The 26,286-nt window shown below is 39.0% G+C and carries 21 protein-coding genes and 4 pseudogenes; 15 read left to right on the top strand and 10 right to left on the bottom strand.

The features are described from left to right. The 3 genes and pseudogenes from V7L20_RS25140 to V7L20_RS25150 all read right to left on the bottom strand — a co-directional run. Nucleotides 1–296: pseudogene (locus V7L20_RS25140) on the bottom strand (hypothetical protein); the annotation flags it as partial. Nucleotides 297–402: 106 nt separating this feature from the next. Beyond that, nucleotides 403–1,815: a protein kinase domain-containing protein gene (locus V7L20_RS25145; protein ID WP_334746690.1), complete on the bottom strand. Its 1,413-nt coding sequence runs from the start codon at nt 1,813–1,815 to the stop codon at nt 403–405. Nucleotides 1,816–1,893: 78 nt separating this feature from the next. Then, a complete protein-coding gene (locus V7L20_RS25150) occupies nt 1,894–3,060 on the bottom strand; it encodes an FHA domain-containing protein (RefSeq protein WP_334746691.1) in 1,167 nt (388 codons plus the stop codon). 426 nt (nt 3,061–3,486) lie between these two features. Between V7L20_RS25150 and V7L20_RS25155 the strand changes: the two are divergent. The 3 genes and pseudogenes from V7L20_RS25155 to V7L20_RS25165 form a co-directional block, all read left to right on the top strand. Continuing rightward, a pseudogene (locus V7L20_RS25155) lies at nt 3,487–3,717 on the top strand (CDP-alcohol phosphatidyltransferase family protein); the annotation flags it as partial. Between the two features lie 100 nt (nt 3,718–3,817). Next, entirely contained in the window at nt 3,818–4,042 is a 225-nt protein-coding gene (locus V7L20_RS25160; RefSeq protein WP_229490177.1) for a type II toxin-antitoxin system HicB family antitoxin, read from the top strand. 111 nt (nt 4,043–4,153) lie between these two features. Then, entirely contained in the window at nt 4,154–5,050 is an 897-nt protein-coding gene (locus V7L20_RS25165) for a S66 peptidase family protein (RefSeq protein ID WP_334746692.1), read from the top strand. Between the two features lie 22 nt (nt 5,051–5,072). Here the strand turns inward: V7L20_RS25165 and V7L20_RS25170 are convergent, their stop codons facing one another. Then, nucleotides 5,073–6,119: a glycosyltransferase family 4 protein gene (locus V7L20_RS25170; protein WP_334746693.1), complete on the bottom strand. Its 1,047-nt coding sequence runs from the start codon at nt 6,117–6,119 to the stop codon at nt 5,073–5,075. A 219-nt stretch (nt 6,120–6,338) separates the two neighbouring features. On the opposite strand from V7L20_RS25170, the gene V7L20_RS32845 reads away from it, so the two are divergent. Both V7L20_RS32845 and V7L20_RS25175 read left to right on the top strand, forming a co-directional pair. Further along, nucleotides 6,339–6,479, top strand: coding sequence for a hypothetical protein (locus V7L20_RS32845; protein WP_442943628.1), 141 nt, complete (start codon nt 6,339–6,341; stop codon nt 6,477–6,479). 82 nt (nt 6,480–6,561) lie between these two features. After that, nucleotides 6,562–7,893: an ABC transporter substrate-binding protein gene (locus tag V7L20_RS25175; RefSeq protein WP_442943629.1), complete on the top strand. Its 1,332-nt coding sequence runs from the start codon at nt 6,562–6,564 to the stop codon at nt 7,891–7,893. 69 nt (nt 7,894–7,962) lie between these two features. Here the strand turns inward: V7L20_RS25175 and V7L20_RS25180 are convergent, their stop codons facing one another. Next, a complete protein-coding gene (locus V7L20_RS25180) occupies nt 7,963–8,715 on the bottom strand; it encodes a hypothetical protein (protein WP_334746695.1) in 753 nt (250 codons plus the stop codon). A gap of 103 nt (nt 8,716–8,818) precedes the next feature. On the opposite strand from V7L20_RS25180, the gene hemE reads away from it, so the two are divergent. From hemE to V7L20_RS25195, 3 genes are all read left to right on the top strand, one after another. Then, nucleotides 8,819–9,880 carry a uroporphyrinogen decarboxylase gene (hemE, locus tag V7L20_RS25185; RefSeq protein WP_334746696.1) on the top strand — a complete coding sequence of 354 codons (1,062 nt, stop codon included), beginning with the start codon at nt 8,819–8,821 and terminating at the stop codon, nt 9,878–9,880. A gap of 172 nt (nt 9,881–10,052) precedes the next feature. After that, nucleotides 10,053–11,009, top strand: a complete 957-nt coding sequence (locus V7L20_RS25190; RefSeq protein ID WP_334746697.1) for an NAD-dependent epimerase/dehydratase family protein — start codon at nt 10,053–10,055, stop codon at nt 11,007–11,009. A 236-nt stretch (nt 11,010–11,245) separates the two neighbouring features. Then, entirely contained in the window at nt 11,246–12,832 is a 1,587-nt protein-coding gene (locus V7L20_RS25195) for a B12-binding domain-containing radical SAM protein (protein ID WP_334746698.1), read from the top strand. Between the two features lie 514 nt (nt 12,833–13,346). Here V7L20_RS25195 and V7L20_RS25200 read toward each other — a convergent pair. Both V7L20_RS25200 and V7L20_RS25205 read right to left on the bottom strand, forming a co-directional pair. Continuing rightward, nucleotides 13,347–14,531, bottom strand: a pseudogene (locus V7L20_RS25200) (cation:proton antiporter); the annotation flags it as partial. 31 nt (nt 14,532–14,562) lie between these two features. Then, nucleotides 14,563–15,552: a mechanosensitive ion channel family protein gene (locus V7L20_RS25205; RefSeq protein ID WP_334746699.1), complete on the bottom strand. Its 990-nt coding sequence runs from the start codon at nt 15,550–15,552 to the stop codon at nt 14,563–14,565. 59 nt (nt 15,553–15,611) lie between these two features. Here V7L20_RS25205 and V7L20_RS25210 point away from each other — a divergent pair, with 59 nt between their 5' ends. Then, a complete protein-coding gene (locus V7L20_RS25210; RefSeq protein WP_334746700.1) occupies nt 15,612–16,634 on the top strand; it encodes a DUF389 domain-containing protein in 1,023 nt (340 codons plus the stop codon). A 25-nt stretch (nt 16,635–16,659) separates the two neighbouring features. Then, nucleotides 16,660–17,889 (top strand): annotated as a pseudogene (locus V7L20_RS25215) (cation:proton antiporter); the annotation flags it as partial. 314 nt (nt 17,890–18,203) lie between these two features. Here the strand turns inward: V7L20_RS25215 and V7L20_RS25220 are convergent. Next, complete coding sequence (locus V7L20_RS25220; protein ID WP_334746701.1) at nt 18,204–19,469, bottom strand: tetratricopeptide repeat protein; 1,266 nt, start codon at nt 19,467–19,469, stop codon at nt 18,204–18,206. A 256-nt stretch (nt 19,470–19,725) separates the two neighbouring features. After that, a complete protein-coding gene (locus tag V7L20_RS25225) occupies nt 19,726–20,394 on the bottom strand; it encodes a 2OG-Fe dioxygenase family protein (RefSeq protein WP_334746702.1) in 669 nt (222 codons plus the stop codon). A 243-nt stretch (nt 20,395–20,637) separates the two neighbouring features. On the opposite strand from V7L20_RS25225, the gene sfsA reads away from it, so the two are divergent. Next, complete coding sequence (gene sfsA / locus V7L20_RS25230; protein WP_334746703.1) at nt 20,638–21,363, top strand: DNA/RNA nuclease SfsA; 726 nt, start codon at nt 20,638–20,640, stop codon at nt 21,361–21,363. A 196-nt stretch (nt 21,364–21,559) separates the two neighbouring features. On the opposite strand, the gene V7L20_RS25235 is transcribed toward sfsA, so the two are convergent. Then, nucleotides 21,560–21,961: a fasciclin domain-containing protein gene (locus V7L20_RS25235; RefSeq protein WP_334746704.1), complete on the bottom strand. Its 402-nt coding sequence runs from the start codon at nt 21,959–21,961 to the stop codon at nt 21,560–21,562. Nucleotides 21,962–22,828: 867 nt separating this feature from the next. Between V7L20_RS25235 and modA the strand changes: the two genes are divergently transcribed. The 4 genes from modA (at nt 22,829) to V7L20_RS25255 (ending at nt 26,146) form a co-directional block, all read left to right on the top strand. Beyond that, nucleotides 22,829–23,686 (top strand): molybdate ABC transporter substrate-binding protein, encoded by an 858-nt coding sequence (modA, locus tag V7L20_RS25240; RefSeq protein WP_334746705.1) that lies wholly within the window; start codon nt 22,829–22,831, stop codon nt 23,684–23,686. Between the two features lie 65 nt (nt 23,687–23,751). Further along, nucleotides 23,752–24,381: a hypothetical protein gene (locus V7L20_RS25245; RefSeq protein WP_334746706.1), complete on the top strand. Its 630-nt coding sequence runs from the start codon at nt 23,752–23,754 to the stop codon at nt 24,379–24,381. A 258-nt stretch (nt 24,382–24,639) separates the two neighbouring features. Beyond that, nucleotides 24,640–25,290, top strand: a complete 651-nt coding sequence (locus V7L20_RS25250) for a DUF642 domain-containing protein (RefSeq protein ID WP_334746707.1) — start codon at nt 24,640–24,642, stop codon at nt 25,288–25,290. A 445-nt stretch (nt 25,291–25,735) separates the two neighbouring features. Continuing rightward, nucleotides 25,736–26,146, top strand: a complete 411-nt coding sequence (locus V7L20_RS25255; RefSeq protein WP_334746708.1) for a 2TM domain-containing protein — start codon at nt 25,736–25,738, stop codon at nt 26,144–26,146. Nucleotides 26,147–26,286 lie beyond the last annotated feature (140 nt).

Raw genomic sequence — 26,286 nt, forward strand, 5'->3', positions numbered from 1 at the left:
GTGGTATCTGGAGTATTTTGATTAGTTGGAGTTGTGGTATCTGGAGTATTTTGATTAGTTGGCGTTGTGGTATCTGGAGTATTTTGATTAGTTGGCGTTGTACCTTCCTGTGAAGAAGGTGTTGGTTGCTCTGTATTATTTTGTTGTATGGTATCCCCCGAAGAAGGTGTTGGTGGCTCTGTAGGTTGCCCCAGTCCTATTTGTGGCAGAATAGCGAAGCTGAAATAAGAAGTAATAAAGAGTAAAGAAACTGCCTTAGATAGAAAGTTTGATTTTTTAGATGAATTTTGATTCATTTTTCCTTATTCCTTGAGCTTTGATGTTTAGCGGTTAGTTTATCATAAAAATGATATCTAAATATTTTAAAATACTATAAGCTACAAGATATATTTATATTTATTTTTAATTACATGATATATTTTTATCTTTTAATAAATAACCTTTCTCCCAAACTCCACTCTTAAAAGAGCCATTAACAAATTGAAATACTCCATATCCATTACATTTTCCATTTTTGAAATTTCCTCTATACTCATCACCATTTTTCCATCTTAATCTTCCTAGACCGTTACGCTGATCGTTTACGTACTGACCTATATAATACTGATGTGAGCTAGTTTGAATCGGAAATGAAAATCTTCCACAACCATTGCGCTTATCGTTTTTGAATTCTCCGTCATATCTACTACCATCTTTAAAGAGTAAAATTCCTTTGCCAGATAATTTATTATTCTGATCGAAAGAGCCATAAAAATTAATACCATTTTCAAACTTTTTATCTGGTTGATCTGGTAATGGTGGTAAAGATAATAAGGATAGATCCCTATCACAAGGTAGTTGAGTAAAGTTTTCGGTGGTTTTGGTACGTAATAGAATAAAAAAAGCTGACACAAGCATTACAAGTATTCCTGCTCCTACTCCAGTTGCAACTAAAACTTTTCTACGAGATGGTAATTTCCACGACGACGTTGTTGACTTGGATAATGCTGGAGATATAGAACTCAGTGCTTGCAAAGCCTCGTTTGCTGTTTGGTATCGCTGGCTAAAGTTGTAACGTACCATTTTGGTTATAACATCAGCCAATTTATTGCTAACATTTACCTCGTTTCGCCAAATTATTTCTCCATTGCTGGGGTCTTCTTGGAAGTCTTTAGGTAATTTGCCTGTCAAAGTTTGAATAGCAATCACTCCCACTGCATAGATATCACTACATAGTTTTGGTCTAGAACTAGCTTGTTCATTTGGCATATAGCCATTAGAGCCAATAGCAATAGTTGAAATAACTTGACCTTGAGAATTTGCCGCCAAACCTTTAATTTCTTTAACTGCTCCAAAGTCAATCAGTACAATTTTACCATCCTCAAGGCGACGCATCAAGTTTTGAGGTTTGAGATCACGGTGGATAATATTCTGTTGATGAACCACAGACAAAACTTCTAGAATCTGTTGCAATAGTTGAACAACTTTGCCTTCACTCCATCGATAACCAGGAATAATTTCTGCTGCTAAATCATGCCCGTCTACAAATTCTTGCACTAAATAAAATTCACCATTTTCCTCAAAATGAGCGAATAGTTTAGGTATTTGGTTGCTAAACTTACTTAAGCGGTATAAAACTTCTGCTTCACTCTCGAATAATCGTCTAGCGATCGCCAACACTTCTGGCTTGAAGTTCTTAGGTCTTAGGTGTTTAACGACACATTTAGGTTTGCTAGGTAAATCTAAGTCCTGAGCTAAATAAGTGTCGCCAAATCCACCACTTGCCAATTGCTCTACGATTTTGTAGCGTTTACGGAGAATTGTGTCTATAAGCATCCATGTAATCTCGCAGGATGTTACATACCATATTGTATCACTTTTGGGGAACTTGGTATCAATATATTCCTAATGTTATTAATTTAGCTGTAAACTGTCTCCATTACAAGTAAAAGTTTTAGTTGTATAAGCATTGCTATCTCCAGGATGATCAAACTTAAGTTTGTAAAAATTGACTTCCTCTGATTTTTCGCTATTGTTAAAAAAAGGGTCTTCAATATAAGTAAAGTCTCTTTCTACAACAAACCTTTTTACTAAATGTATTCTGTCTCCTGCCCAGATAATTTTCTTATTTTCTTTATGAGCTACAGCATGTAAATGTATCGCTGAATAATTTGTAAAATAACCAGGAGATACGTCTCCGCCTGGTTCAATGACAACCCAACCTTCAGTCTCTAATACATCATCTAATGCATTATAGGTTGCTGCAATGTTTAAAGCTACAGAACACTTATTTATTAACTTTAGCTTCCGGTATGCATTGAAACTACTTTTTTTTAAAGACAAAACTTTGTCTCTATGTGCTAATAATCTATCTAAATATTTTTTTTTCTCGTCAGCGTCAAACTGTGTCTGGAACTTTTTTTGATCAACATTTGCCTGTAGTTCAGCTTTGTATTTATCTGTTTCCTGAGTAGTTTTACTTGTATACCACGTAACTGCTGCACCTACCCCTGCTGCTAATATTGTTGCTGTTGCTGCTACTATTGCCGCTATTATCGTTTTATCTTGCCAAGATTTACTTTTGTCGTCTGCATTTGAAGTGTTGGGAGTGACTGGAATTGGATTTTTATTGGTAGAAACTGGACTAGAAGCATTAGTCTTTATCTTAGTTGAATTTGCACTTACAGAGGCTAAACCTGAATAGTTTGTCGATTCAAGTTCATAAAATTGAATATCAAGAATTTCGATTTTTTTCGTTCCTAACACAATATTACTATTTAATTTTAATGGTAATTCTTTATCAAAAGTTAATTCTTGACCATCTATTTTAGGAATTAATTTAGTATTTGGTAAAAGTTTAATAAAAAATATTTTTGCCTTTTCCTCACAGGATATTTTAACGTGTTCCCTTGATATATTACTGTCATTTATAACTAGGTCGCACATGACATGGTCACGACCAATAATGATAGCATGGCTATGCTTAGATACTTGTTGTTTAGAAATTTGCTGAGTTTTGAAGCCAGTACTAACATCGTTCCACTGGAAGGTGATTGCCCATTGCAAAGTAGCTGTGTTCATGATTTTAACTCTGTAGCTTTTCGCGTATTACTACAAATATTCACGCTACTATTCCAGAAATATTAAACAATTTCATCATAAAATAAGGGAACTTAGACAAAAAGTAGCCCGAAAAAACCATCAAACGTATATACAGAAAAAATTTGACATAGTTTTACCTAGTTTATTGATATATCTTCTAGGTTTGGGGCATTTTTGAGCCTTCGGTGTATTTTCCTTTCCGTGTCTAGGTTTGAGCTTTATTTCTGTCTTAAAAATAGTGTTCCGTGATTATCGGAACACTATCTTTAATAATTTTCTAAAAAGAAAATTTAAAATAATAAGATTAATGATCTGATATGACGTGTGAGACAAGCCACTGCCTTTTATGCCCAATTTTAGTAGTTCACAAAGTTTGTTCCAGAAGAGCGATCGCCAAGTGGTTGAGAATTTCTGGTACTTGGGCCGCTAATGGTTTTTATTGAACTAGGAAAAATTCCGGCTTGGGGAGTGTTTTTGATTTTAGCACGGGAATTAGTGATCGCTAGTTGGTGGGTAAATCAAACGACGATTACGAGGGCGAATATTTGGGGTAAACTCAAAACCGTTAGTCAAATAGTAGCGATGCCTACGGCGGACTACACCTACATACTTTTAATTGCACCCCTACCTGAAGTGTAGCGAATTCTATCTCTGATTGCTTTTTGGATTTCTGTGGGCTTAACATTACGCTCATAGAAATAAAACAACTAGAGGAAGAAGACAAAGGAGAACAGGAATGAAACCACAATATAGTATTGTAATTCAGTGGTCGATGGAAGATAAAAAGTATATTGTCAGCCTACCTGAGTTTGGCCCTTATGCACATACTCATGGTAATACCTACGCAGATGCTCTCAATAATGGTGAGGAAGTGCTGGAACTTTTGATTGAAGATTACCAAGCACAAGGAAAACCACTACCAGAGCCTTTGACTGCAAACGTTTCCTTTCGGTTTGTGTAATTCTTCCCTAATTATACGAACACTCGGTAATTTCAAAAATGATTCAACAAAATTTTATAGAAGTTCTGAGGTATAGTTCTTATTTTTAACCCCTAACTCCTAACTTTTTTCATGCCATCCAAAATCTTACCACCGCCCCTGAAACCTGGAGACTTACTACGAGTAATTGCCCCTAGTGGTGCTTTGCGAGAATTTGAGGCATTTGGACGGAGTGTAGAAATTTGGCGATCGCGTGGTTATCGAGTAGAAATAAGTCCCCAGATAGATGACAAATGGGGCTATCTGGCTGGCACAGACGAAATCCGTCGTCACCAACTAGCAGCAGCATGGCAAGATCCTGATTGTCGTGGTATCCTTTGTGCCAGAGGTGGTTTTGGCAGCACCCGTATCTTAGAAAATTGGAACTGGCCAAACTCAGTGCTTCCCAAGTGGGTTATAGGCTTTTCTGATATCACAGCTTTATTATGGAGCCTTTATACAGCAGGGATTTCCGGCGTTCACGGTCCTGTACTAACGACTTTGGTAGATGAGCCAGATTGGTCAATTGAGCGATTATTTGATTGGGTGGAAAGTAGTTCTTTCATCCCTCTCAAAGGTTGCGGTTGGGGTGGTGGTGTGGTTAATGGTGCTTTATTACCAGGTAATCTCACAGTCGCAACTCACCTTTTGGGTACACCAATCCAGCCACATCTTGATGGTATAATTCTGGCGCTAGAGGATATTACAGAAGCACCTTATCGTATTGACAGGATGCTAACACAGTGGCGTTTGAGTGGTGCTTTGTCTCAAGTCTGCGGTATTGCTTTGGGCGGTTTTACTCGCTGTGAAGCGCCGCCAAATGTGTCTAGCTTTAGTGTAGAAGAAGTATTACGCGATCGCTTGGGTGATTTGGGTATTCCGATTGTTTCTAATCTGCCTTTTGGCCATGATAGTCCCAATGCAGCCTTACCAGTGGGAGTAGAGGTAACTTTAGATGGGGATGCGGGAATATTAGCGATCGCGCCATAACTTTTTTGCAAATATTTCATCATCAGTTTCTCAGAATTTTTTGAAACCACTCTTCGGTGCGATCGCCCATAGCTTTTAAAGAGTATAAAGTTTCTGCTTGCTGGCGACAAGCTTGGCGGTCAATTTCATCCAGATGCTTAATTGCTTCTACTAAACCTTGGACACTATCAGGTTCCACCAAAAAACCAGTTTTCCCTTCTTGGACAATTTCTGTTAAACTACCCCGACGATAAGCAATTAAAGGTACTCCACAAGCAAGCGCTTCTATTGCTACATTTCCAAATGCTTCTATCCAACGAGGAGTTACTAAAAGCGCTTGACATTTACCTAGCTCCTTTTGTAGCTCAACCGTTGGTAAAAATCCTATATATTCTATAGGAGCATTAGGGTATTCTTGACAAATCTTCTCCCAATAAGATACATCCTGTTTTAACCCGAATATTTTCAGTCTAATGCTGGTGATTTCTGCTACTGCTACTGCATCTTCTAGTCCTTTTTCAGGAGCTATTCTACCTACCCACGCCAAGCTCTGAGTTGGTTTTTGACAAAATTGATAAATAGATAAATCCATGCCATTTAACAGACAAATACATCGTTCTGCAAAGGTGAAAGTTGCTGCTTGTGTTTGGCTGTGAACACCGATAGTATTAGGGAAATTGATTGCTACTTGTTCAATAATTTGATCCATTGCATCTGTCAAAGAACTCATGCTGATCAGATGTGCGATCGCACAGTTAAAAAATGGTGTTAAATACAGTGGCAGCCAATCATAAGCAAAATTCACAATCAAATCATAATCTGCTTGCATTTGGCGAGCATAATCCCACATATTCGCTAAAACAGAATTTTTATGCAAGAAAATCGGATCGCTACGATTTTGATTTTGCGCTGGTATCTGTATTAGTTCTCCGGGAATTTCTTTAATAAGTAAGGAGTTGCTGATTGACCCTTGCGGTGCAACAATTTCTAATTTATGTCCTCGCCGCAGCATCTCTGTAGCAATATTAGATAGGGTTAACTCTACTCCGCCTCCCAATCCTGAACCTAGCGCACCCATTGGAGTAGACATAAATAATAATTTATGGTACATTTTCGTCGTTAATGTATTTTAATAAACATTATTTTCTAACGTAAATAACGGACTTAAATGAAATCAACATATTTCCTTATAGAATGGATGTTTAGCTATTTAACTTCTTTTGAGTCATCAACAATGAGACTATAAGTTTGAGATAAGTAATGTTGCCTTAATACATGACATGCCGATGGCGACTGGTATGAATCAACAATGGATATCTTCAATAATCTTTCTGACAATGTTGTTCCAAATGGCATGATTCAGGTAGATGACTACAGCCATCCAAATGACTGTAAAAAAGCTTTACATAAGTTTGAGCGTTTGAGAGGAAAGCAATTTAATTTACGTTGAATTTACTACACTGGAGTGTGGTTTAAGAAGGGTGAATTGATAAATATCCAACACATATAGACCTTCCAGAAATTCTATAAAAATGGGCATGAAAGTTACCTCTTTACAATTCAAAATTCAGAATTATTCCCACAACTTGGGCAATTTTGCTTGGCGGCTTTCGCTGATAGTAATTATTCTGAGTATATTCTTCATATTATATGGTTGTCAGGAGACAGTCCAGAAAAAGGAGAGGGTAATTCATCTAAATTTATGGCAATCAATTAATCCTCCTGCTAATCGAGATGTGTTTAATAAATTAGTAAATAAATTTAATCAGACTCATACTGATATTCAGGTGGAATCTATCTTTGTAGGTCAACCCCAATTGCCAAAAATCTTAACAGCAGTTGTGGGTAATGTGCCTCCAGATATTCTATCATTCGATTCTCAATTGACCGGTCAGTTTATGGAACTAGGGGCAATTCGACCTTTAGAAGAATGGCTGGAAAAATTTCCATTAAAGTCCGAAATTAGTCCTAACTTATGGGAGGAATTAAAATTAGACGGTCATCTTTGGTCAATTCCACTCTCCACTAGTAATGTAGGCATTTTTTACCGACCTAAACTTTTCCAAGCTGCAGGAATTACGCAAATTCCTAAAACTTGGGAAGAGTTGAGGGAAGTTGCGAAAAAATTGACCATAGACCGGAATGGCGACAATCGACCCGAACAGTACGGAATTTTACTGCCTTTAGGGAAGGAAGAATGGACTGTATTTACTTGGTTTCCCTTTTTATTGAGCGCTGGTGGAGAAGTTGTTACCAATAACCGTCCCAATTTAACGAATCCAGGTGCGATCGCAGCTTTAAAATTTTGGCAGAATATATTAAAAGATGGTTCAGCAACCCTTTCTTCCCCAGAGCGAGGTTATGAAGAAGACGCTTTTATTGCGGGTCGCGTTGCAATGCAGATCACAGGCCCTTGGACTTATATCATGAAGTCCAATGTTGACTTTAACGCATTTTCTATACCTGCAAATGTGAAATCTGCTACGGTGACAGCCACTGGAAATATGTATTTGATGAAGACTACACCAGAAAGAGAGCAAGCCGCACTCAAATTTTTAGAGTATGTTTTAAGTGAAGAATTCCAAACAGAATGGAGTATAGGGACGGGTTTTTTACCGGTTAACCTCAAATCTGCTCAAAGTCAGCCTTATCAAGAATTTCTCCAGCAAAAACCTGTCTTGAAAGTTTTTATTGACCAAATGTCTGTATCAGGTTCTCGACCAATCATTCCTGGCTATAGTCGCTTGTCTGACAGTTTAGGTCGAGCCATTGAAGCCACGATGCTAGGTGCGTCTCCAGAAACAGCACTCAAACAAGCTCAAGCAAACCTCGATTCAATTTGGGATTCCCTACAATCCAGATAAAATCTAATAAGGCTGACTTTTTACTTAGCCTTGTAAAAACTAGGTTTCAAAGCCGATGCTTAATTATAATTAACCAGAAATTCTACTTTGGTGATGTGAATTTCTTTTCAAGGTACACAAGCCAATTGCTGGTATAATCCCCAAAATTATTGCTGTAAATCCTTGTCCACTCCAATACAATATAAAGTTACGGTTTGCTTCTGGAATCAAATCTTGGACAAGAAAAAGCAACCAAACCGAAATAGTAATCAAGAAAAAAGATATTGAAGGTAAAAAATTCCACCACCAAATGCCTGTTGTGTATCGCCTCAATACCAGCCATTGGCAAAGCCCCAGCCAAATACCAGAAATTATATATGCGATTGCAGATAGAAATCCAAAAATAAAAGTTTGTTCAGGAGATAAAGTTTCATTTAACGATGTGGCAATAGTTGAAATATAGTTAATCCAGGCTGTAGAAACGCCATTGGCAATCAGCCAACCGACGCTAGTAGCAAATAGCCACTGCCAAGCCAGTAAATATCGGTAAAGGACAAGGCTCTGATCGGCGGCGAAAATCACGGCAAATACTACGTTACTGAGACTTCTGACCAAAATACTCCATGTTTGTGGTTCGATAGCAGCGCTAGGTAAGAGACTTTGGAGAATAATTTTCTCTAAGGCGATACTGGCAACGCCACCCACAACCCATCCGATCAGGGTCATTAAGGTAAACTGAATAAAGAACCTCTGTCGCTGCGATCGCGGAATCAAAAACTTTCCTGAGTTAGGCTCATTATTAACAGATGCAACATCATCGGGACTGTTAGAGTCAGTTTGCATAAGGGGACTGGGGATTAGGGACACTTTTAATCTGAAAAAGCGTAATCCCAGAATGATAAGCTAAACAGTGGCATAAAAATTGTGACTTAGGATGAAGTGATAAATGGGTGTTTATTCAACGACTCCTCATCTCTTACGGGCTGCTCGTGGTGAAGTAGTAGATCGTCCCCCTGTATGGATGATGCGACAAGCGGGACGATATATGAAAGCATATCGAGACTTAAGAGAAAAGTATCCTTCGTTTCGCGATCGCTCCGAAATTCCAGAAGTAGCAATTGAAGTTTCCTTGCAACCCTGGAGAGCTTTCCAACCAGACGGAGTAATTTTATTTTCTGATATTGTCACCCCATTACCTGGTTTGGGGATTGAGATGGATATTGCTGAAGGTAAAGGGCCAATCATTCATTCACCCCTCCGCACTCAAGAACAAATTGAACGTCTGCATCCTTTAGAACCAGAAGCAGCTCTACCATTTATCAAAACAATTTTGCAAGCGCTGCGTTCGGAAGTAGGCGATAAATCAACGGTGTTGGGCTTTGTCGGTGCGCCGTGGACTTTAGCAGCTTATGCAGTGGAAGGAAAAGGTTCTAAAACCTATTCCATCATCAAAAACATGGCATTTTCAGATCCAACGATCTTGCATCAATTGTTAGCTAAATTAGCAGATGCGATCGCTATTTATGCCCGCTACCAAATTGACTCTGGCGCTCAAGTTGTGCAAATGTTCGATTCCTGGGCGGGTCAATTGAGTCCTCAAGATTATGACACCTTTGCTCTCCCCTATCAGCAGAGAGTTTTCCAACAAGTCAAGCAAACCCACCCCGATACACCTTTGATTCTGCTAGTTAGTGGTAGTGCGGGTGTGTTGGAAAGAATGGGACAATCTGGCGCTGATATAGTCAGTGTAGACTGGGCTGTAGATATGGCAGACGCACGAGCTAGATTAGGTAAGCAAGTCAAAGTTCAAGGAAATCTTGACCCAGGCGTGTTATTCGGCTCCAAACAGTTTATCCGCGATCGCATTCTTGATACCGTTCGCAAAGCTGGTAATTGGGGTCACATTCTCAATCTCGGTCACGGTGTCTTACCAGAAACTCCAGAAGAAAATGTTGCTTTCTTCTTTGAAACAGCAAAGGAATTGAATCTTGCAGGAGTTAAGGGTTAAGAGCCATTCAATTTTAGATTTTAGATTTTAGATTTTAGATTTTCCTTTCAATCCAAAATCCAAAATTCAAAATCTAAAATTTTCAGAGTGATAAGTTATCAGTTGCAATTCGGAACTTTTAACTTGATTCTTAACTCTTTAGTTTTAACTCCTAAATTTTGATAAATTCTCTATGAGCCAGAAACGGATTTTAGTGACTGGTGCAAGTGGTTGTATAGGTCATTATTTAACAGAAGCCTTAATTAAGGAAACAGATCACGAACTGTATCTACTAGTTAGGAACCCTATTAAACTGCAAGTTGATACCAAAGCACGTTCAGGTATCAACGTTTTGCAAGGTGATATGCAAAATATTCACAAGTTTGCCGATTTGCTATCCACAATTGATACGGCAGTACTCACAGCTACAGCTTGGGGTGGTGATGAGACATTTGAGATTAATGTCGTCAAGACTATAGAGTTGCTAGAACTCCTAGATCCAGAACGTTGTCAGCAGGTAATTTACTTTTCGACAGCTAGCGTTTTGGATCGCTACAATCAACCATTAAAAGAAGCTGGTGAAATTGGGACAGATTACATCCGTTCCAAATATGACTGCTTACAGAAAAAAGAAAAATTAGCGATCGCACCCAAAATTACCACACTATTTCCGACTTTAGTATTAGGTGGTGATGCGAATAAACCCTATTCTGCTGTCACATCTGGTATTACAGAAGTTACCAAATATATTAATTTGATTCGCTTTTTGGAAGCAGATGGAAGCTTTCACTTTATCCACGGACGAGATATTGCTACTGTCGTGCGATATTTGATCGATTATTCTGCCAAAAATAATCAATCACATCAGCTTGTTTTAGGTCAAGCACCATTAACTGCTAATCAAGCAGTGAAACAAGTTTGCGCTTATTTGGGCAAAAAGATTTACTTTCGCATTCCCATATCTATAGCATTAGCTAATTTAATTATTGTTCTGTTCCACATTCGGATGGCCGCTTGGGATCGGTTTTGCATGAACTATCGGCATTTTACATACGAAAAATTCATCAATCCCGATAGTTTTGGCTTGCCAAATTATTGTGCAACCATGAGTGATGTTTTAAAAATTAGTGGCGTTAAAGGTGTGAAGTAGGGTATTTGACACTCTTAGCATTAGGATAAAAACATCTCATACCAAATCAAGGATATTTAAAAAATTAGCAAAAGCTTGCGTAAGCACAGCCTGTCAGTAGAAAAAATCAGGCAATATTTTTATGAGTATGTATAAATTAACCGGAATGCTAAGATAGAACAACTTTAATAAAAAGTCAATAGTTCTTTATTTTCGTTAAAGTGGGATAACAATCAAAGTGTGAGGATTGATACTAGATGCGAATCTTGTTAGTGTATCCAATATTTCCTAAAACCTTTTGGTCTTATGAAAAAATCTTGGAATTAGTTGATCGCAAAGTTTTGTTACCACCTCTGGGTTTAGTAACAGTGGCGGCGATTTTACCCCAAGAATGGGAATTCAAGCTGGTTGATCGCAACATCCGCAAAACAACAGAAGCAGAATGGGCATGGGCAGATGTGGTAATTTTTTCTGCGATGATTGTGCAGAAACAAGATTTACTTGAGCAAATTCAAGAAGCAAAAAAACGTGGCAAGCTAGTCGCAGTTGGCGGGCCCTACCCAACCTCTGTACCTCATGAAGTTGAAAATGTTGGCGCAGATTTTCTAATTCTGGATGAAGGAGAAATCACTCTCCCCATGTTTATTGAGGCAATCAAACGGGGAGACACATCTGGCACTTTCCGCGCCACAGAAAAACCTGATGTGACAAGCACACCAATACCTCGCTTTGATTTATTAGAATTGAATGCTTATGACATGATGTCGGTGCAGTTTTCGCGTGGATGTCCCTTCCAGTGCGAATTTTGCGACATTATTGTTCTCTATGGGCGCAAACCGCGCACCAAAACTCCAGCACAACTGTTAGCAGAATTAGATTACCTCTATGAATTGGGTTGGCGGCGGGGTGTGTTCATGGTGGATGACAACTTTATTGGCAACAAACGAAATGTGAAATTGTTGCTAAAAGAGTTAAAAGTCTGGATGGCAGAACACAAGTATCCCTTCCGGTTTGACACTGAAGCTTCAGTAGACTTAGCACAAGACCAAGAAATGTTGGAGTTGATGGTTGAGTGTGGTTTCTCGGCGGTGTTTTTAGGAATCGAAACGCCGGATGAGGATAGTTTGCAAATGACTAAGAAGTTTCAAAATACTCGTAGTTCCCTAGTTGAGGCAGTACAAACCATTATTAAAGCCGGATTGCGCCCAATGGCTGGGTTTATTATCGGGTTTGATGGCGAAAAAGCAGGTGCAGGCGATCGCATTGTCCGCTTTGCAGAACAAGCAGCTATTCCCTCTACAACCTTTGCCATGTTGCAAGCGTTACCGAACACCGCGCTTTGGCATCGCCTGAAAAAAGAAGGAAGATTACGGGAAAATCAAGATGGTAACATCAACCAAACAACATTGATGAACTTCTTGCCCACCCGTCCCCTCGAAGAACTTGCACGAGAATATATTGAAGCATTTTGTACTTTATACGACCCGGTACAGTACTTAGATCGTACCTATCGCTGTTTCTTAATGATGGGTTTGCCAAGTTGGAAAGCACCAGCGAAAATGCCAGAGTGGATAGTTGTGAAAGCTTTGCTAATTGTGATTTGGCGACAAGGAATTAAACGCGAAACCCGTTGGAAATTCTGGCATTATTTACTCAGTATTCTTAAGCGTAACCCTGGAGTGATTGAGCATTACATTTCTGCTTGCGCGCATAACGAGCATTTTCTAGAGTATCGCCAAATAGTGCGCGACCAAATTGAAAGTCAGCTAGCTGAATATTTGGCACAAGGTGCAGAAAAGCCTTATGTGCTAGTTAAGGAAAAAGCTGAAGCAGTAGTCAGTTAAGGGTGGTAATGGGTAACAGTAAATAAATTACTTATTACCCTTTCTTAATTAAAACCCACATTCCGCACTTCATCATGTAATATACGAAGATTTTCAACATCTGGCTAATGGTGGTTAAATAGGAATTAAAAATCACTAATAATTCGCAGTATTAATATTTAATGATTGACCATTATTAAGAAATATTCTTGAATATCGATGTATTACATCTTTTTGCACCGAAAGCTTAATTTGCAGTTAGTGTAGGTAGTAAGCCTATACTAAAAATTCTCAAAGTCAATTCGAGCCAAATATTTTGTTTAGTTATTATATAAATCATTACGTGCCCTTAAAAATAGTATATTAGGCAATGATAAAATTAGCTGACAATAGAATTTGATAAAGATTAATATCCGCTTCAATTAAGCAAGCATGACCACTATTAGGAAGCAGGGCTGACTATTTTTTCGTCTGATTGCGTCTTGACATCATCACTAGCGGATTGCAAATACTCTTGATTAGTTTGTGTTAAACGTAAATTGAGCAGACTAGCGACCCAACCAGCAGTCAATCCTTGCAAAAAAACTGTCATCATTATTGTCAAAAACACCAAAGCTTTGATCGAATCACCGCCATTTATACCCTGTTTTGTAAGTGAAACTGCAAACAAAGAAGCTAAAGAAGCAGCTACAATTCCACGGGGAGCAACCCAAGACAAAAATAACTGCTGTTGCCATTTAAAACCTTGATTCCAGGTAGATATTAAAATATCAATAGGACGCACTATCAGCATTAACATTAGAACTGTCAGAACACTACCCCAACCCAAAGCGAAAACACTTGCAATTGATAAGTCTGCTGCTAACAAGATAAATAAAACAGAATTAGCTAAAATGCTTAATTGTTCATTAAATCGACGCAGTAAATGCTCTGAAGACAGATTACTAGCTCTTAAAACTATCCCCATAACTACAGCAACTACTAAACCAGACTCACCACGTAGCACCTGTGCCAAACTAAATAAACCCCAGACACTAGCTAAAACAACTAGATTTTTCAACTCTTGGGAGAGAAATTCATCCTGTTTGAGAAGTTGACACAGCAACCACCCTCCACTTATGCCAATAGCTCCACCTATACCCAAACGTAAAACCAGACCCTTTATTAAAATGAACGCTTGCACATTTCCACTTAGGACGAAGTGAAGCACGATCACAGCTAAAATTGCACCAATAGGATCGATAAAAACCCCTTCTCCTTCTAAAAGTGTTGATACTTGCTTATCTACACCAATTTGTTTGAGGAGTGGATTAATAACTGTTGGGCCTGTCACAACGACTAGAGAGGCGTAAAGAAAAGCAATTGACCAAGGAAATTCACTGAGCCAGTGTGCAGCTATTGAGGCACCCATTAAGGTAATCAGCACTCCCAAAGTGACAAGATTACGAAGACTGCTAGAAACCTCTTTTAACTCTCCTAGCTGTAGATTTAAACCACCCTCAAATAAAATCAGCGCTACTGACAGCGAAACCACAACTTCTAAACCAACGCCCAACAATGATGGAACTAAAAAACCCAAACCATCTCGTCCCAGAAGAATCCCAAACAAAAGTAGCAAGACAATGCTAGGAATATGAAGATAACCAGCTAAAACTTGAGCAGCAATCCCAGCCACAACTGTTGCACTGATCAAAATGGTAATAGGCAAAGATTCTTCCATTAGAAAGTAAAATAAAACGCTACCAGAACTGCTATTTTGAATGCCCTTGGACATCTGTAGGCACTTGCATTTGAACTAGTTTCTGAATAGAACTACTAATGCTACGCGGCTGTGGCGCCGAGTTCTGACCGGCAGGCCACCCTTCACGCTGACGCGAGCGATCGCCGTCCGTCTCCTCAGTTTGATCGTGGAAAAGGATCTGCCGCGTTGGGTAGGGTAGATCAATGCCATTTGCGCTCAGGTTATTCTTGATTGCAGTCAGAACTTGGTCTTGGACATTGAGAGTCTCTGCACGTAGAGGTGGATTCATCCACCATCGGGCACGAATGTTGACACTACTGCCAGCAAGATCCACCACCAGCGCGTCAGGCTGTGGCTCCTTCAATACTCCCTCCACACTGTGCATTGCTTGTAGAATCAGTTGCTTGGCTCTATCTATATCGTCACCGTAACCGATGCCAATATCATATTCTAGACGGCGATAGTCGAAAGCAGTGTTGACGGTGACTGCTTTGTTAAAAAGGTTCGAGTTGGGAATGACAATCCGGCGACCGTCGTAGGTTTTAATAGTTGTAGCACGCGTCTCAATGTCTTCGACAGTTCCCTCGAAATTATCAACAACGATCTGGTCGCCAATCTTAAACGGTTCAGTTAACAGAATTAAGATCCCAGCCAGAAAGTTCTGAAGGATGTCACGGAACGCGAAGCCGATGGCCACACCACTGATCCCCAGCAGTTGAACTAACTGCCCTGCCTTGAACGAGGGTATGACAATAGATAACGCCACAAATAGACCAACTAAAATAATCGTCCCCTGGGTTAAACGTCCGAGTACCAGCCCCAGATTATGAGCCTGCCGATACTTTCGGGAAAAGCGCTTAACCGCTGACTTGATCAAGCCCGCTACGAAAAAAAAGATTGCGAAGACGATGAATGCCAATACAATGTTTGGCAGCATGATGATTAGGCCGTTAGCCATCCCCTGAATCTTCGCCCATGCTGTTGATACTGCCGATTTCATAATGCTTGTAAGATGAGCTACTCTCAACATCATCTCTTAATTTTTTGGGTCATGGGATTATGTTCAACAATATTCAGGAGCGTTTTAGATATTTCAGCACCAGAAGAGTTGCTCCACAAGACATAGAACAGTTGCGTTCTGGGCTGTTGGCAGAATCAACTTTAGATATTAATTATGTGGTGTTAATTATTGGCTCGTGTGCGATCGCAACTTTGGGGCTGCTTTCCAATAGTGCTGCTGTGATTATCGGTGCAATGATCGTTGCTCCTTTAATGCTACCAATCCGGGGGTTAGCATTTGGAGCTTTAGATAGTGACGTTATCCTCGTCCGCCTTGGTTTTACAGCGATCGCTGTCGGAACGCTATTAGCAATTGTTTTATCTGCGTTGCTGGGTCACTTGGTAGGACTTGCAGAACTTGGCAGCGAAGTTTTCGCCCGATCCAAACCAACTTTGCTAGACCTAGTAATTGCGATTGCTGCTGGAGGAATTGGTGGCTTTGCCAAAGTTCAACCTAAACTTTCTAGTAGTTTAGCGGGAGTTGCGATTGCTGTTGCTCTCATGCCACCAGTTTGTGTCATTGGCTTAGGTCTGTCTCAAACAAATTGGTCGCTCAGTCTCGGTGCTACCCTGCTCTACCTCACCAATTTGCTCGGTATCACCCTCTCCTGTATGGTAGTATTCTTAATCACTGGTTACACTTCGTTCAACCGTGCCCGTCAAGCCCTTGGTTGGACTTTGGTTTTTACGGCTATACTTTTAATTCCTCTAGTCCTAAGCTTTGTGCGATTGGTTCGCCAGAATCAACTCGAAGCCAGTCTCAAACAAGCCTTGCTGAATCGAACCATTACCTTTCAGCAGGTTACTCTAGTTAAAAGCGATACTAATTGGTTAACCAACCCACCGGAAGTCCGCTTAAGTGTTCGGACTCAGAAAGTTCTCACTCCTAAACAGGTGCGACTTTTAGAAGAATTTGTCACTAAAGTTATGCATAAGAAGTTTATCCTGATTTTTGAAGTCAGTCAAGTTGAACAAATTACAGGAGAAAACTTGGATAAATCATCCATTCAGCCAACACCTTAACGCTTTTTTTAGGCATCTACAGATTATGGCTTTAGAAGCAATAACTAGCCAAGTTAATATTGATACAAATTTGAAGCATTTTCTCTTGGTGCTTTCAGTTTCCTTGAGTGTAGTAACAATATCCCAAACCGTAAAATGGTTTCGTCAAATCCCCTACACGCTGCTGCTGGTAATTGTGGGATTGGTTTTAGCAGGCTTAAATGTGCGGCTGGTTAGCCTTTCACCAGAGCTGATTCTGACGATTTTTTTACCCCCGCTTTTATTTGAAGCGGCTTGGAATCTTAAATGGTCTCAACTGAAGCAGAATTTGGTGCCAATTTGTCTCTACGCACTGGTGGGGGTAGTTATTTCTGTAGCTGGCGTTGCTTTGGCTCTCAACCAGATTAGTGGAATGTCTTTACCGATCGCCTTGTTGGTAGGAGCAAGCGTTTCGGCTACCGATCCAGTTTCAGTCATTGCACTGTTCCGAGAACTTGGAGTGGAAAAACGCCTAACTGTTTTAGTGGAGGGAGAGAGTTTATTTAATGATGGTGTTGCTGTTGTCGCTTTTAGTTCTTTGGTGGGACTGTCTTTAGGAAAGGCTGACATTGGAATCACTAGCCTTTTGACCCAGTTTTTTGTCGTTGTGGGAATTGGAATTGGGGTTGGAAGCTTAATTGGTTTTGGCATTTCCTATCTCACTCAACGATTCGATTTACCTTTGGTGGAGCAATCATTAACCTTAGTTTCAGCCTACGGCACCTATGTGATTACAGAGGATCTGGGGGGATCTGGGGTGATGGGGGTAGTGACGACAGGCTTGATATTAGGTAATTTTGGCTCTCAGATCGGGATGCAGGCGAATACACGAGTGACTGTGACTCAATTTTGGGAGTTTATCGCGTTTTTTGTCAATTCAATCGTTTTTCTCTTGATCGGCGATCAGATTAACTGGGATGATTTGGGAGAAAATTTAGGACTGATTGCTGTCACCGTGGGAGCAATGCTTGTTACACGGGCGATCGCTATCTATGGTCTAGGGGCGTTGAGCAATTGGTTAGCTGGCTCTAAGATTTCGCTATCACAGCAAACTGTGATTTGGTGGGGAGGACTGCGTGGTTCTGTATCCATTGCTTTGGCTTTAAGTGTGCCAAATATTCTATCGCAGCGAGAACAAACGAGCGCTATAGTATTTGGAGTCGTTTTGTTTACGTTGCTAATCCAAGGTTTAACAATCAAGCCAATGCTTGTCAAGTTGGAATTATTAAGCAACAAAGCCGCTTCATGATAGCAAGACCACTTTATTGGCGAAGACGGACGTTTAAGCTATGTCTTGTGGGAAGAAGATAGTACTGTTTCCATCTTTATCCTAAAAGTTGTTTCTAAAAAGTGTACGGGTGAATTTACGTATGTAATGGCATTAATATTTTATCGAAAACGACAGTAAACTCCACCCCCAGGTGGCTGTACGAGGTTGTTCTCCCCCTCCCTTGGGCCAAGTGAACATAGGGCATTGGTAGGTTCTTTCCGATGCCAATTGTCCAATTCCCCATGCCCAAAAACTCCATCCCGCAAGTGGCGTGGAGTTTTTTATCTACCGCGATCGCGTTCTAAATCATCAATCACTTTTTGCAAATACCAATCGTCTGACATCCCAGGATAATAATCTTGCTTCTGCTGAATTAATCGTTCAGCAATTTCCCAATATCCGCCAACCATTCGCAAAAGTCGCTGACGTAGTAGGTTATATTTTTGCTTTTTTGATGGACTAAATTTTTGGATTTTTTCTAAGCTACTTAAGACTTGTTGATAATTTCCCCAGTCTTCTTGTTCACAAAAAAGACTCACCGCGTGTTGATAATCTTCTAGGGCATTTTGCATTTCTTCTATGCAAGTATAGGTAATGCCGCGATTGTAGTAAGCTTGAGCATCATTAGGATTTATTTGCAGCGCTTGGGTGTAATCTTGAATTGCACCGAGATAATTACCCATTGTCCGATAAGCATTACCTCTGGCAATATAGACTAAGGTATCTTTAGGTTGCATCTGGAGTGCTTGGTTGAGGTCTGCGATTGCTCCTTGATGATCGCCCAATATAGAACGGGCTTTACCTCGGTTACGATAGACAATAGCATCTTGAAAATTTAATCGCAATGCTTGATTAAAATCTGTGATCGCTTCTCGGTAATTGCCCATTTTGCAACGCACAACCCCACGATAGCAGTAAGCTTGGGCATCTTGGGGATCGGCTTTTAATACCCAGTTTAAATCAGCTAGTGCCTCTTGCGTATCTCCCTTTTCAGCCTTTTCTAATAATTGCGTAAAATATTCATTTGTGGATAGAATGGGCACATTTGGAGAACGTGATTGTTGTACAACAGGTAATTCTTGGGGTTGTAGCTGTTTAATTTGTTCTAGACACAGACGACAATTGTCTTTATCCTGTTGTTCTAGATATAACCGAGCAGCTTTTTTAAAATTAGCGATCGCATCTTGAATATAACCTTGTTTACGCCGCACTATTCCCCGCAGATTATAAGCAGAAGCATAGTTGAGATTGAGACGAATAGCGTGTTCAACATCGTCTAATGCTCCCGGTAAATTTTTCAGCGCCACCCTAGCCAATCCACGACAATAATATGCCTCTAGACTCTCAGGATTCAACTTGAGGGCTTCGGTATAATCTGAAACAGCTTTAAGGATTGCTCCTGAGTCATAATGTGCCAAACCCCGTTGCAAGTAAGCTTCGGTAAAGTAAGGTGTCAGTTGTAAAGCATGGTTAAATTCCTCAATTGCTCCAGCGTAGTCTTTTCGCCTAGCCTTTTCCAATCCTCTATTGTAGAATTCGTCATTCATGGCATTTGTTTAGTTGATTCAGTTAGTTGAATTCCATCACGCTTGTTTCCTAGCCTAACCTATGCACTTACCCTTAATATTTTTAAGTATTCAGCGTGCCTTTGCTTCATTCTCGTGTATTCAAAAATGTATCAATAAAAATCTGTGCTTACTCTATCAGGATGATTATTTTCAATTCCAAATAAAAAAACTGGGGAAATGATGTATTCAATTCCCCATATCTCTTAGATTGTAAAATATTTACAGTTAACTAGAATTATCCTGAAAGTAAGCTAGGAGAAGTCAGTACAAAAACATCAAAACTTCCTTGAGCGTCAGTTTGTGGTTTAATGGGATTGGCGAAGTGAAAAAACTCATGGTCATTGATTAATAAGAGTTCCCCCGGATTTAGAACTTTGCTAAACACAGGTTTTTCTCTTTTGGCAGTATATAGATGTGTTTCTCCACCTTGAATATTATCTCTATCTACTGAAAATATGCCAATAAAATCAGTACCATCTTGATGGATACCTTCAGGGGCTGGATTAGCAAAATTATCTGGCGAACAAATAATTCTAATTTGATGAACTCCAATTTCAGCTTCAGGATGAAGTTTACAAGAATCGCTAAATGCTAAGACAAGATTTCTAAAAATATCAAGTTCTATGAGTGCATCATCTAATTCTGCAAACTCTCTTTTTATGTCACCTAGTAATGGGTTATACTCTTTACTTTGAAAGAAGTAGCCATGAGGTAATTTGATTAACTGATTACCAAAAACTGTGAACCGAGATAATCTTCTCTGACGATAGTTGCCTTTGATATAAGGGTCAATAGGCATATTACTAAAAAATGGCTTAAAACCTTCTAGGTTTATCGAATTTACCTTTCTAAGAGTAAACAGAAAAGCATATTCTAATTCCGTTGCTGTCCACACTTTTTGCATAGGATTTACCTCCTTGCATATTGAAATTCTCCCAGATTTTTCTTTATGGGAGGTTTATAATACTTAGTATATGCTACTTTATATTACTATGTTGTCAATTTAACTACAAACAATCGCATTTTATGATATATACAGTTACTCAATTTCTGTTATGGGGCAGAGTAGCTGCTGAAAAGACTTGCTGTTGAGAAGTAGGTGGGTAAGGAATCGACGTATATTAACTAACAGCAACAAGGTTTTACAATGATAGATTGGCTTTACCGTTACCCACCTTTGTATTCGGGTATTCTGCTAAAACGCTACAAGCGGTTTTTTGCTGAGGTTCAACTTACTTCTGGCGAAATAGTGACAGCACATTGTCCAAATACAGGGCCAATGACTGGAGTATCGACTCCCCAAAGTGTTGTACAGCTTTCCAAAAGCGATAATCTTAACCGCAAATTGGCTTACACTTTAGAACTAATTCAGGTACATGACAACGAGCCGACTTGGGTAGGCATAAATACTTTTTTGCCCAATCGGGTGGTAAAGCTAGCTTTGGTAAAACATCTTTTTCCGGAATTGGGCAATTATAGTCAAATCAAGGGCGAAGTGGTTTATGGGCTAGATAAAAAAAGTCGAGTGGATTTTTTCTTAACGGGGAGTGATGAGAAACGCCCAATTTATTTAGAAGTGAAAAATACAACTTTGTCTGATGGGAGACTAGCTTTATTTCCCGACACAGAGACTACAAGAGGACAAAAGCACTTGCGAGAACTAATGGCGCTGCTACCTCTAACTCGTGCTGTAATGCTTTACTTTATCAATCGCAGTGATTGTACTGAGTTTTCCCCTGGCGATCATACAGATCCTCTATATGGTAAATTATTACGGGATGCGATCGCTCTCGGTTTAGAAGTCTTACCTTGCCGTTTTGATATTTCCCCCGAAGGTATCCGTTATTTGGGTTTGGCAAAACTAAAAATTTGATTATACCTGATTAAATACTAAAGACGTTGCATTGCAACGTTTATAAACGCATAAAACAACAAATCCATCTAGATATTATCTAAATGGATTTATTGGTAGTTGCTGTTTTCTAAAAAACATTCAACCAGACTTTTATCGAGAAACGACTATAGGTAGTCGCCCCACCACAAATAGCATTTGCTATTGTGAGCTTTGCTTATGCAGGAATCAAAACTGTGTCAATTACGTGGATGACACCGTTATCAGCATCAACATCTGCCGTTGCAACAGTTGCATCATTGATCTTAACGCCATTAGAAGCGTCGATCTTTACATCTGAACCTTCAACTGTTGTAGCTGTCTTTAGCTTAACTACATCAGCAGCTAGTACTTTTCCTGAGACTACATGATAAGTCAAAATTTTCGTGAGCTTTGGAATATCTTGAAGTAATGCGTCTACTGTACCTGCTGGAAGCTTATTAAACGCTTCATCAGTAGGTGCAAAGACAGTGAATGGACCAGGGCCTTTCAGTGTATCTACCAGACCAGCTGCTTGGATTGCTGCAACTAGTGTGTTGAAAGAACCATTATTAGCGGCGGTGTCAACTATATTGGCCATGTTTTTACCTAGTTCTGTGTAACTTGTTACAAATCTAAACTATTTATTTAATAAAATCTATCTATCGTTAGACGTATGTAAAATTAAATTACTTATTGATACTATAAAAAGTTATTTATACTTTTATATAAGTAGAGAATTATATTTACATTGTCTGGGCAGATGAGTTATGGGAACTCAGGAATGCGTAGTTTATTATTTAAGATATATTTTTTATACAACTGGATAATTGATTGCTGTTCACTATTAGTATCAATACAGCACTTGCTTTACCAAAAAAGTTAGTTTAATAGATACTTAAAAGTATTTAGTTGGTATAAATAAAGTTTTAGCTATTTTAGGAGCTATATGGAATTTTCTAGTGAAACCTTTGCTAAATAGGTAATTTCGAGCTTTATAAGAACTTAGATATGCCTGCCATAGCTCTTTGTCAGGATTTATTGACCAAAAATGTTGGTAGTGTACAGATTTAACTGATATTATTTCATCACTAAATACATTTCACTTGCTGTTTGTGTAATTTTAGTTGGAAATAATAAAGGGTTTATCACACTAATGCTTGTAGTAATTGTGATTAGCTGTTTATTTGCAGAATTTATTATGCGTGGGACTTACGTATAGACTTTCTCTAACTCCCATTTACAGCAAATTTCAACTTGGTGAGGTACAACAATAGCCCAGCCCCGCTATCGCGCACCTTCCCCCTTCTAAGAGGAGGGGTGTACCTTATGTAGTTGCAAAACACTGTATCTATATCCTCTACCTCTGCCATCTGTGTAGGTAGTTGATTTTTTGGTTGCCTGTACCTAAGTCAGGTATGTCAACAATGAGACTTTTAGGTAATAATTTCCCCAAACTATGACTTTTATGAACAGAAGAAGACTTATTGGTTGGATTGCTACGGCAGTTACCAGCATGATGCTAGTAATAGGCTGGCAGTTTGTCAATTTCTCACCAGCACAATCTGCAACCACACTTAACGTGTATGCGGCTGTCAGCTTAACAAACGCACTGAATGCCATAAAGACTCAGTACCAAAATGCTAACCCAGGTGTCAACGTTGTTTATACATTTGGTGCTTCTGGTACCTTGCTCAAGCAAATACAAGCAGGAGCACCAGCAGATATTTTCATTTCTGCCGCCACCGATCAAATAAATGTCTTGCAAAATTCAAGCCCAAGTAAATTGGTAGCAGGTAGCAGTAAAAACATTGTCAGAAACCGTCTAGTTTTGATTACTCCGACGACGCCCCCTGTTAGTGCTGGTAGTGCGGCTCTCACTAGCTTCAATGGTTTAACCAATGCCAATATTAGTGGCATTGCTATAGGTGACTACACAGGTACTCCTCCAGTTGTACCAGCAGGAAATTATGCCAAACAAGTTCTCACTAGCCGAGGTATTTTCACTACTTTGGGCCCTAAATTATATCGTGCCAACAATGTGCGTGCCGTTTTAACTGCTGTTGAAAATAAAGCTTCTGTAACTGTTGAAGGTGTAAATAAAACTATCAACGCAGGTATCGTTTACAAAACTGATGCTGCCATTTCTAACAAGGTAAGAGTGGTACAAACTGCCCTAACAACAGAAAGTAATCCGATTGTTTATCCACTAGGTATACTCACCAGAACTAAAGTTTTAACGACAGCACAGAGTTTTTCTACTTACTTAAGTGGTACTACTGCCCAGAATATCTTCAAAAATAATTATGGGTTTCTTGCGCCTTAATCACCACAAAGTAAATCAATTAAAAATCGTTGTCGTTAATTTTGAACTATTTGGAGTAATGTCTTGTGAAGTTCACTAAAAAACTCTCAATTATTGTTTGTAGTTTGACCACTGCCTTCCTTCATACTGCTGTGATTACCAATACTTATAAGTCAGCAGCACAAGCGGAAGGACGAGAATTGATTTATAACGGGGGATTTGAAATCGACCCTCTGGCAGATCCTAATAATCCTAACGGTGTAAATCCTAATGTAACTGGATGGCTTAAATCTGGCGATTCAGTAGCTATAGCAGGTATTACAATTAGCAACTTTCCTCACAGTGGTAACCAAGGTTTATCGCTTGGTTCATTTTCAGGCATTAGCTACATATCACAGACTATCCCTACAGTTGTTGGTCGACGCTACCAACTTACTTACTATTTCGCATCCATAGAGGAGGCACCTGACCTTAATAATAAATTTCAAGTTTTTATAGGTGGCAAGAAGGTTTTTGTTAAAAAGGATACTCCTTTTCAACCTTATACGAAATACACCTTAGATTTTAAAGCCAAAGCAACATCCACAGAGATCAAGTTTGGTTCCGAAGCCAAGTATGCGTTTTTATATTTGGATGATGTAAGTGTCAAAGCTAAATCTAAACATCGAAAGACAAACTATTGGGACGATCCGGTGATAGATGATAAGGATGAATAAACCACAGGTAAAAGCCTAAGCTATGTCTGGCTCCATAGTGTCAAGAATGTTACTAGAATTCATCTGATTTAAAAACTCCATCATGGGTTTATTGAGAAAAATCGCCTTGGGTGTATGAATCATTATCCACATCTATAGCTAACTCTTATAAACCAGAATAAAGTATTCATTTTTATTGACACTACTGAAAGCCAGCATAGATGTAACTATCAACTTGTTTTAATTGTCAAAATTTACAATTATTTGGAGTCAATTTTCATGATTTTAACTAAAAAACTCTCAATTCTTGTTTTTAGTTTTACTACTACCTTAATTAGCACTGCTGTAATTACTAATGTTTATAATGCAGGAGCACAAGCGGTAGAACTTGTTAAAAACGGAAGCTTTGAACTAGACCCCCTCGTAGATCCTAATAATCCTAATGTTACAAATCCTAATATTACAGGATGGGCTAAGTCTGGTGATCCGATGGATATATCAGGGATAAGAATAAGCAATTTTCCTCAGCATGATAGTGGTAATCAGGGGTTATCACTTAGTGGATTTATAGATTTAAGCTATATATCACAGACGCTTTCTACACAACCTGGTCAGAAATACGAACTTAGTTACTATTTAGCATCTATAGATGAGGCCCCTGACCTTGATAATCAATTTCAGACATTTGTAGGTGGAAATAAGATTTTTGATCAAGAAGACATTTCTTTTCAACCATATACGCAATATAAGTTCAATTTCACAGCAGACACATCATCCACAAAGTTAAAATTTGGGAATTGGGATAAATATGGATTCTTATACTTGGATAATGTGAGTGTAAAACCTGTACCTGAACCATTAAGTATTGGAGGAATAGCAATTGCTGGGTTGTTGGGAATATGGCTGAAGAAAAAGAAGGCAATTAGCTAGAAAGTTTTTTGTCACTCTCGGAAAACAAGAAAGTGATTTCTACACAATTTAAATAAAAAAGGTGCTTGACCGAACAGCCCGTTGTAGACATCACCTTACGCTTTATATAGCTCGGGTGTATTTAGAAAGTGACAACCTACTGGTGTCCGATAAGCAGCTCCTCTAACCACTTCAGAATTACGGACTAGCATTCAACTTTCAGATAATTTTTAGCTTAATGCCGTAACAGCGATCGCTGTTACGGCATTGTCATAAAAGCAATATAGAGGTATTGACAAATACAGTAGTCATAAATCAATTGTGAGAAAATAATAACTGTGTAAATTTAATTAAGTATTGGGTGCAAAAAAAATGTGTGGCTATCGCTAACTAAACTGAACGAAACCTATCCAAAATTTCGTCAAATCAAAGGCGCATTTACACACAAACTTATAAGGTAATTAAAATGACTTACAATTCAGAAGATGTGCAAAAAATCCTTCAAATAGCACTCGCTCGTAAACAGGAAGGAGGATTTTCACGAGAACAGCTTATAGAAATGGCATCTGAGTTAGGTATCTCTGATGATATTTTGAAAACAACTGAAAAAAAGTGGTTAGCTCAACAAGAAGAGGAACATTTGCAAAGCACATTTAATACTTTCCGACGCAAAGGGTTTAAGGCACACTTTGTTAGCTTCGTAGCGGTGAATTTATTCCTTATTATTTTGAATTTAATAACTAGTCCTAATTATTTTTGGGCTATCTTCCCAGTATTAGGATGGGGATTAGGAATATTTTTTCATTGGTGGAGCGTTTATCAGAGTAAATCAGAAGACTACGAGACAGCTTTTCAGAATTGGCGTGCAAAAACTTAAGCATCTCTCTATTTGGAAAAATGGAGATTTGAAGAAGATGCTTTAACTTTTAAAAGCAATTGAGTTTATCTAAGCTCTAACTCATTTTATGATATTGGAATCTGATTTAATTTTTGAAAAGCCAAACTGACTGAAAGCTG

Source organism: Nostoc sp., assembly GCF_036916735.1.
Lineage (GTDB): Bacteria > Cyanobacteriota > Cyanobacteriia > Cyanobacteriales > Nostocaceae > Nostoc.

Bases quoted from the DNA above. Each gene is read 5' to 3' on its own strand.
- V7L20_RS25145 (WP_334746690.1), bottom strand. From the start codon at position 1,815: ATGCTTATAGACACAATTCTCCGTAAACGCTACAAAATCGTAGAGCAA.
- V7L20_RS25150 (WP_334746691.1), bottom strand. From the start codon at position 3,060: ATGAACACAGCTACTTTGCAATGGGCAATCACCTTCCAGTGGAACGAT.
- V7L20_RS25160 (WP_229490177.1), top strand. From the start codon at position 3,818: ATGAAACCACAATATAGTATTGTAATTCAGTGGTCGATGGAAGATAAA.
- V7L20_RS25165 (WP_334746692.1), top strand. From the start codon at position 4,154: ATGCCATCCAAAATCTTACCACCGCCCCTGAAACCTGGAGACTTACTA.
- V7L20_RS25170 (WP_334746693.1), bottom strand. From the start codon at position 6,119: ATGTCTACTCCAATGGGTGCGCTAGGTTCAGGATTGGGAGGCGGAGTA.
- V7L20_RS32845 (WP_442943628.1), top strand. From the start codon at position 6,339: ATGGATATCTTCAATAATCTTTCTGACAATGTTGTTCCAAATGGCATG.
- V7L20_RS25175 (WP_442943629.1), top strand. From the start codon at position 6,562: ATGGGCATGAAAGTTACCTCTTTACAATTCAAAATTCAGAATTATTCC.
- V7L20_RS25180 (WP_334746695.1), bottom strand. From the start codon at position 8,715: ATGCAAACTGACTCTAACAGTCCCGATGATGTTGCATCTGTTAATAAT.
- hemE (WP_334746696.1), top strand. From the start codon at position 8,819: ATGGGTGTTTATTCAACGACTCCTCATCTCTTACGGGCTGCTCGTGGT.
- V7L20_RS25190 (WP_334746697.1), top strand. From the start codon at position 10,053: ATGAGCCAGAAACGGATTTTAGTGACTGGTGCAAGTGGTTGTATAGGT.
- V7L20_RS25195 (WP_334746698.1), top strand. From the start codon at position 11,246: ATGCGAATCTTGTTAGTGTATCCAATATTTCCTAAAACCTTTTGGTCT.
- V7L20_RS25205 (WP_334746699.1), bottom strand. From the start codon at position 15,552: ATGAAATCGGCAGTATCAACAGCATGGGCGAAGATTCAGGGGATGGCT.
- V7L20_RS25210 (WP_334746700.1), top strand. From the start codon at position 15,612: ATGTTCAACAATATTCAGGAGCGTTTTAGATATTTCAGCACCAGAAGA.
- V7L20_RS25220 (WP_334746701.1), bottom strand. From the start codon at position 19,469: ATGAATGACGAATTCTACAATAGAGGATTGGAAAAGGCTAGGCGAAAA.
- V7L20_RS25225 (WP_334746702.1), bottom strand. From the start codon at position 20,394: ATGCAAAAAGTGTGGACAGCAACGGAATTAGAATATGCTTTTCTGTTT.
- sfsA (WP_334746703.1), top strand. From the start codon at position 20,638: ATGATAGATTGGCTTTACCGTTACCCACCTTTGTATTCGGGTATTCTG.
- V7L20_RS25235 (WP_334746704.1), bottom strand. From the start codon at position 21,961: ATGGCCAATATAGTTGACACCGCCGCTAATAATGGTTCTTTCAACACA.
- modA (WP_334746705.1), top strand. From the start codon at position 22,829: ATGAACAGAAGAAGACTTATTGGTTGGATTGCTACGGCAGTTACCAGC.
- V7L20_RS25250 (WP_334746707.1), top strand. From the start codon at position 24,640: ATGATTTTAACTAAAAAACTCTCAATTCTTGTTTTTAGTTTTACTACT.
- V7L20_RS25255 (WP_334746708.1), top strand. From the start codon at position 25,736: ATGACTTACAATTCAGAAGATGTGCAAAAAATCCTTCAAATAGCACTC.